This is a genomic window from Pseudomonas sp. RIT-PI-q, from assembly GCF_001297125.1.
Classification (GTDB): domain Bacteria; phylum Pseudomonadota; class Gammaproteobacteria; order Pseudomonadales; family Pseudomonadaceae; genus Aquipseudomonas.
Map to the genome: position 1 here is coordinate 208,041 of NZ_LHPC01000054.1, position 6,691 is coordinate 214,731.

Genomic DNA, 6,691 nt, shown 5'->3' on the forward strand with positions numbered 1-6,691 from the left:
CGGGGTTCCTTTTGTTGATTTTGTTGGATGGGAAGGTTCAGATCACTTGAAGCAGATGTCTGCCCACTTCTCGACCGACAACGGTCCTTTGATGGTCTGCTGCAGGATCACGCCCGGGCGGCTGGCCTCGAATCGATACGCGGTGCCGACCGGCAACAGGCATTGGTGGCCGCGCTTGAGCAGCACATAGCCCATCGGTTTTCCCGCTGGCACTTCACCGGCCAGGCGAGTGCCCTCGCCGTCTTGCAATGGGGCGTCGAGCTTGAGGAAATCCACCCGCACTTCACCGTCCATGACGATGGCGAATTCGTCGTGCGCTGCGGTGTACCAAGGCGATTGACCTTCGGCGCGCAGGGTTTCAATGACGTAGCCGAGGTTGAGGCCGACCACGACTTTTTCATAAGGAAGGGATTTGTCCGCCACTTCGAAAATATTCGAAAAGGCGTAATGGCTGGCCTGGCCGCTGATGATTTCAACCGACCCTTTGCTGTAGTTGTCCAGCGAGCCGAAGACCGTTTCGATTGCCGCGCTACTCATGGTTTTCACCGTTTTGTTGTTGTAGTAACAGTGAGTCAACAGTACGTCGCAGCTGCTCCGGGGACAATTAGAGGACCGGCGACAACAGTGTTTGCGAAACGCAAACACAGGGGTCACCTCAATCCTTGTAGGAGCGAGCTTGCTCGCGATGGTATTCCAGGCGCCGAGTGGCGTCGTCTGTACCTTTTTCGCGAGCAAGCTCGCTCCTACAGGGGGGCTGCGTTGGGTCAGCGAATCCAGCCGCGCTCCAGCAGGGGTTTGTCCCAGCAGGGTTCGTCGCCGAAGTTTTCCACCAGGAAATCGATCAGCGTGCGCACCTTCAAGGCTCGGCGCTGGGTCGCGGGGTACACCGCAGAGAAGTTGAAGGACGACAGCGCATACTCGGGCAACACCGGAATCAGCCGGCCGGCGAGCAGGTCGTCGCTGGCCACCAGTGTCGGCAAACAGACAATGCACACCCCGGTCGAGGCGTAGTCGCGCAACAAATGCACCGAGTTGGAGCGCACCTGGCCCGGGAGGCTCAGCTCCACCTGCTCGTCCGCGCCGGTGAAGATCCAGCGGTTGCGTGACGGATAGCCCTCGTACAGGGCAATTTTGTGTTGCAGCAGTTCCTGCGGGTGCGTCGGCACACCGAACTCGGCGGCGTAATCGGGTGACATGCAGAACAATCGGCGCACGCTGAACAGCTTGCGCTCGATCAGGGTTTCGGCCATCGGCGGGAACATCTGGAACGCCACATCGAAGCCCTCTTCGATCGGGTCCACCACCCGGTCATTGACGATGACGTCGACCTCAATGTCCGGGTACAGCCGCGTGAATTCAGCGAGCATCCGGCCGAAGTGGCCGATGGCAAAACCTGGCAGCATCTGCACCCGCAGTTTGCCGGTGGGTTTGGCGCGCAACTCGCGCATGTGTTCGGTCAGCGAGTTGAAACTCGCGACCATGTCTGCGCATTCCTTGTAGTACGTCTCCCCCACTTCGGAGAGCCGCACATGCCGTGTGCTGCGATGGAACAGCGGCGCGTTGATGAACTGCTCCAATTGTTGAATGCGGTGAGTGATCACCGAGCGGGTCACGCCCAATTGCTGGGCGGCCTTGGCGAAGTTGCCGGTTTCGGCCACTCGCACGAAGGCTTCGACACTGAGTAAACGATCCATGGGGCCGGCTCTCTGGAGAGTGCCAGTCAGTCGTCGTCACGCTCCCTCTGTAGCAGCTGTCGAGCCTGTGTTCGGCTGCGCAGCAGTCGTGAATCCAGACACAGCGGTCCATCAGTTAGATCGCGTGCACAGGTTTTACGACTGCTACGCAGCCGAACGCAGGCTTCGCCAGCTGCTACATGGATTGCGTGACGGCTTGAATGGCTGGCTCTCTGGGTGTTTTTGTTCTTATAGGTACAACGAGGTTAGCCTGTCGGCACCTCGTACTCCAGCGCCCGCCCACTGATAATCAGCGATTCAACCAAGGATAGCGCGCCGTGTCCTTGTTGCCGTAATCAGGGTCCAGATAGATGAAGCAGCGCTGGATCTTGAAGTCGCGAATTTCGAACACGTCGGCCCAGTAACCGGCGCTGGCTGGTGTCGGTACGCCTGCGCGCCAGTGGCCGTCGACGTGTTCGCCGAAACTGGTGCCTTCACAGACCAGCGTGTCGGTGCCGGTGAGGATCCAGTTGAAGTGCGCATAGTCGTGGGTAATCGACTTCAAGCGGCTGCCCAGGTCGCCGAACATCTGGCCGATCTGCTCGCGGCCGGTGGCCAGTCCCCACTTTGGAAACAGCACCTGCGCGTCGTCGGCAAACAGGTCGAGAATGCTGCCGCCGGTGGAGGTGATACCGCCGTTGTCGAAGGCCCTGAGGTATTCCAGGGCGATGGATTTGCGTTGCTCGTCGGTCATTGTCAGGGTGCTGATCATGGCGGTCTCCAGAGTAGTTTCAGAATGGGAACACAGTACAAACTCCTGTAGGAGCTGCCGCAGGCTGCGATCTTTTGATCCTGATCTTCGCGAGATCAAAAGATCGCAGCCTGCGGCAGCTCCTACAGGGCAAGCGCCGGGCTTATTGCAGCGACTTGATGTAGGTGATGATTTTCTGCCGTTTGGCCGGGTCGTCCTGGGAATACACCATGGCACTGCCCGGCGCGACGGTCTGGGCATCGGTCAGCCAGGCGTCGAGCATTTGTTCATCCCAGACCTTGCCGGACATGGCTTTGCTGTAGCCGTCGCTGTAGGTGAAGTTCGTCTCGCTGGCGGCCTTGCGCCCGATCAGCCCGAACAGGTTCGGCCCCTGCCCCGGCGGTCCGCCCTTGTCGAAGGTGTGGCAGACCGCGCAATGGTTGGTCGCCAGTTTCTGCGCGATTTCCAGGTCGTCAGCCTGAGCGCTGCCCACCAGGCCAATGCTTGCCGTCAGCATCAACAGTGCCGGGGCGCGTAGGAGGAAGTGCGTCATAGTGGTGTTCTCATGCAATCACGCTGATGGGCTTGGTTCAGCTTCGGCTCGGTTCGGTATGCGCCTGGTTCGCCGCGCGATAGGCGAAGGCGATGATCGGGCCCAGCGTCGAACCGCCCGCCCAATAGGCGCGACCGGAGGCCGACGCCACGCAGTTGCCAACGCCGTACAGCCCAGGGATCGGCGCGTTGGCATTGTTCAGCACCTGGCCGACCGAGTTGGTTTTCGGCCCGCCCTTGGTGTCCAGGTTGCCGCCAGTGATCAACGCCGCGTAGTACGGGCCTTTCGCGGCCAACGGGTACATCGTCAGGTTGCCGGTGCGGTCGGGTTTGACCGGTCCGGTGAACACACCCTGAATCACCAGCTCGCCGCGCTGAAAGTCGAGGTCCTTGCCCTTCTTCGCCAGGTCGTTGAAACGCTTGAGCGTGGCCTTCAGGTTGAGATTGAAATCCGCGCTGAGCTTCATCCCACCAATGTCGGCGGCATGTTTATCGAGGCGGGCCGCAATGTTGGTGGCCAGTTCTTCTAGGGTTTCGCCACGCACCACATGGCGGTCGTTGCCGCCCTTGGGCACGATCGGCGAACCGTATTCGTCGCTGCTGCAATAGTCCTGGGCGCGTTGGTCCCAGATCGAAAACATCACCAGGTTCGGGTATTCCGCTTTCGCGCCATCCCACTGGAAGAAGGTCGGAACCAGTTCGTTGTAGACGGTTTTTTCGTTGACGACGCGCTTGCCGTACTTGTTCACCATCAGCATCGAATCGCCGTTCATGGTGAAGATGCCGGACATCGAACCGTCCTTGGACAAGGCCTTTTCCAGCAGGATCGGGCACGACCACGCATAGTTCATGTTGCGCAATTGCACGCCCAGGTCGCTGGAGATACGGATGAAATCCCCTTCATTGGTCAGGGCTGCGCAGCCGCCGTACACCGGGGCGTTAAGAAAGTTGCGGCGCAGTTCCGGGTCGTGAGTAAAACCGCCGGTGGCGAAAATCACCGCTTTGCGCGCCTTGACCCGTTGACGCGTGCCCTCTTCGGTTTCGACTTCGACGCCGACCGCTTCGCCCTTGCTGTTGAGGATGACTTTGACCACGCGCTCGCCGGTGCGGATCTGCACACCGTCACGCTTGGCGGCTGCCGTCAGCGTGCGGATCGCCACACGACCACCGTCCGACATGCTCGGTCGGGCGTCCTTGGGCACCAATACCCGACCTTTCTTGGCTTTGTCTTCGGACAGTTCAGCCCAGTAGTCCGGCACGTCCGGGCAATGCCGATAAGGCAGCGCATCGCGTTCGGCCAACAGTTCGGCGGCGGGCGACGCGCTGTCGTAGATGGCTTCGCACATTTCGTATTCCCAGTCCGACAGACCGAGTTTGGGCAACGAGGCATCGAAGGATTGCGGGCGTGTCAGGCGGGCGACATAGCGCAGGTAGTCGGCTTTTTCATCGACCAGGCCGGCGTCGCGCATCGGCTTGTTGTTCGGCACCCAGTACCAGAACGCCGCTTTGGCCGCGGTGCCGCCAGGGCTGCCGGCTTTTTCCAGGATCACCACGTCATTGCCCAACCAGCGCGAGAACAATGCGGTCGGCAAACCACTGCCTCCACCGCCGACCACAACAATGTCGTGCTCGCTATCGAAAGGCAGTTCGTCACTGGCCATCGCCCGTCCTGTCACACCCGACAGCGCGGCGACCGCAGTACCGGCAGCGCCGGCCTTGATAAAACTGCGGCGTGACAGGGCAAGTTTTTGCGTTTCTTCACTCATTTTTTATTCTCCGGAAACAGTAGCGGCCACACAGGCAAATCACAGGACGCAGGCAGGCGTCGATCACTCACCAGTAATGCCAGAGCTGCACAAACAAGCCGTCCGTGACCGTGGTGTTGCGTCCTTCCACGCCTTTGGAATAGTGGATGGACACTTGATCCCACATTTTCTGGTTGAACACTTTCTGCACGCCGGGCTTGAGCTGAAACAGCACACCGGCGCCGAGCGCGGTTTCGTTGGATTCAGAGAACGCGATGCTGTTGTTGTCGCGATCATCGGAGCTGAAGGTTTTCTGGTAATCGGCGCTGACGAAGGGCGTGATCTGGTACGTCGGCCGATCGACGATGTTGTAGCCCAGGCGCAGGTTGGCGTGGCCGGTGTCGCCGGGTTCAGTGTCGTGCGGGCCTTTGCCGCGAATGATCGCGCCGACCAGCAGGTCGATGTTCACCTTGCCCAGCCATTCGTTGTAGAACAGCGACGGCCACAAGGCGTAGGTGTCGCTGCTGACCGAATCGGCACCGGTCGGCAGTTGCACGTAGGCTTGCATGCCAATGGTGCGCAGCGGTGTCGGGTTGTACCAGACCAGGCCGCCGACCAGAGGATCGCCTAGCCCACTGACCCGCGTGCCGTTACCGCGAACGGCGATTTCCGGGAGGGTGATGCTGGCGATGAAACCGGTATTGGGCAGCCCGTCCATCTTCCAGTAGTGCAGCAGCGACGTCAGGCCAACGTAGGTCTCGGTGTTGCTGCCGGCGACCTTGTTGCCGTGATCGTCAAAGCGTTTACGGTCGTTGTTGTATTCGAATTCCTGGCCGACCGAGTTATAGGGCTCGGTGAAGTCCGAACTGAATTGGAAACTTTGCGGCCGGTTGCTGGCAAACGGAATGCCCGACGCCTGCGCCTGCCCGGTTGGACACAAGGACGCAGCTAAAACACAGAGCCCAAGGCCTGCCATATGGATCGCGGGGCTGAATCCAGCTCTCATCGATGTTCTCCAGTTATTGTTATTGTTGTGCGCTGCGTTCAATGACTGGCGTTGTCATTACGCAGCGACGATAGGCGCAGGGGTAGCGGCCAACAATTGCAATGTCAGCGACTTCTGTGTTCGTGAATTGCAAACAGTCTTGGCGCACCGCTACCCGTAGCAGCTGTCGAGCCTGCGAGGCTGCGTTCGAGGACGAAGTCCTCGCAAACCCTGTCAACGCGGTTTGTCTGAGACACTGCGTTTTATGGTTTTACGACTGCTGCGCAGCCGAACGCAGCCTCGCAGGCTCGACAGCTGCTACAGGGAGTGCGTTGGCGTGCAGCGTTAATCAGTCGGAGCGCGACCTGTAGCAGCTGGCGAAGCCTGCGTTCGAGGACGCAGTCCTCGTAAATCCGGTAGACGCGGTTTGTCTGAGACACCGCGTTGTATAGTTTTACGACTGCTGCGCAGCCGAACGCAGCCTCGCAGGCTCGACAGCTGCTACAGGGAATGCGTTGGCGTGCAGCGTTAAACAGTCGGAGCGCGACCTGTAGCAGCTGGCGAAGCCTGCGTTCGAGGACGCAGTCCTCATAAATCCGGTAGACGCGGTTTGTCTGACACACCGCGCTGGATGGTTTTACGACTGCTTCGCAGCCGAACGCAGCCTCGCAGGCTCGACAGCTGCTACAGGGCGTGCGTTGGCGTGCAGCATTAAACAGTCGGAGCGCGACCTGTAGCAGCTGGCGAAGCCTGCGTTCGAGGACGCAGTCCTCGTAAATCCGGTAGACGCGGTTTGTCTGACACACCGCGTTGTATGGTTTTACGACTGCTGCGCAGCCGAACGCAGCCTCGCAGGCTCCAGAGTGTGCAAAAACTGATTCCAACATCGTCGACGCGTAGCGCCGACGATGTTTGGCTGGCTGATTGCTCCTAAAGCGTTCTTCGTAGCTCCAGTCCGTTCTCAAGGCCGCTAGTAATGCTTTAC

6 protein-coding genes are annotated in these 6,691 nt (G+C 59.8%); all 6 read right to left on the bottom strand.

Translation table 11 applies throughout. From position 1 onward, the window contains the following. Positions 1–42: 42 nt before the first annotated feature. A complete protein-coding gene (locus AEQ67_RS29115; RefSeq protein WP_059407224.1) occupies positions 43–537 on the bottom strand; it encodes a hypothetical protein in 495 nt (164 codons plus the stop codon). Positions 538–764: 227 nt separating this feature from the next. Further along, the gene (locus tag AEQ67_RS29120; RefSeq protein WP_059407215.1) at positions 765–1,694 is read right to left on the bottom strand and encodes a LysR family transcriptional regulator; all 930 of its coding nucleotides are present in this window, start codon (positions 1,692–1,694) and stop codon (positions 765–767) included. 289 nt (positions 1,695–1,983) lie between these two features. Continuing rightward, positions 1,984–2,445, bottom strand: a complete 462-nt coding sequence (locus AEQ67_RS29125; protein WP_059407216.1) for a nuclear transport factor 2 family protein — start codon at positions 2,443–2,445, stop codon at positions 1,984–1,986. A gap of 142 nt (positions 2,446–2,587) precedes the next feature. After that, entirely contained in the window at positions 2,588–2,977 is a 390-nt protein-coding gene (locus AEQ67_RS29130) for a c-type cytochrome (RefSeq protein WP_082377988.1), read from the bottom strand. 37 nt (positions 2,978–3,014) lie between these two features. After that, positions 3,015–4,742, bottom strand: a complete 1,728-nt coding sequence (locus tag AEQ67_RS29135; protein WP_059407217.1) for an FAD-dependent oxidoreductase — start codon at positions 4,740–4,742, stop codon at positions 3,015–3,017. Positions 4,743–4,809: 67 nt separating this feature from the next. Beyond that, positions 4,810–5,727 (bottom strand): transporter, encoded by a 918-nt coding sequence (locus tag AEQ67_RS29140; RefSeq protein WP_236710419.1) that lies wholly within the window; start codon positions 5,725–5,727, stop codon positions 4,810–4,812. Between the last annotated feature and the right edge of the window lie 964 nt (positions 5,728–6,691).

What these genes read in the sequence shown, in the direction of transcription:
- AEQ67_RS29130 (WP_082377988.1), bottom strand. Translation starts at nt 2,977, where the DNA reads ATGACGCACTTCCTCCTACGCGCCCCGGCACTGTTGATGCTGACGGCA.
- AEQ67_RS29125 (WP_059407216.1), bottom strand. Translation starts at nt 2,445, where the DNA reads ATGATCAGCACCCTGACAATGACCGACGAGCAACGCAAATCCATCGCC.
- AEQ67_RS29120 (WP_059407215.1), bottom strand. Translation starts at nt 1,694, where the DNA reads ATGGATCGTTTACTCAGTGTCGAAGCCTTCGTGCGAGTGGCCGAAACC.
- AEQ67_RS29115 (WP_059407224.1), bottom strand. Translation starts at nt 537, where the DNA reads ATGAGTAGCGCGGCAATCGAAACGGTCTTCGGCTCGCTGGACAACTAC.
- AEQ67_RS29140 (WP_236710419.1), bottom strand. Translation starts at nt 5,727, where the DNA reads ATGAGAGCTGGATTCAGCCCCGCGATCCATATGGCAGGCCTTGGGCTC.
- AEQ67_RS29135 (WP_059407217.1), bottom strand. Translation starts at nt 4,742, where the DNA reads ATGAGTGAAGAAACGCAAAAACTTGCCCTGTCACGCCGCAGTTTTATC.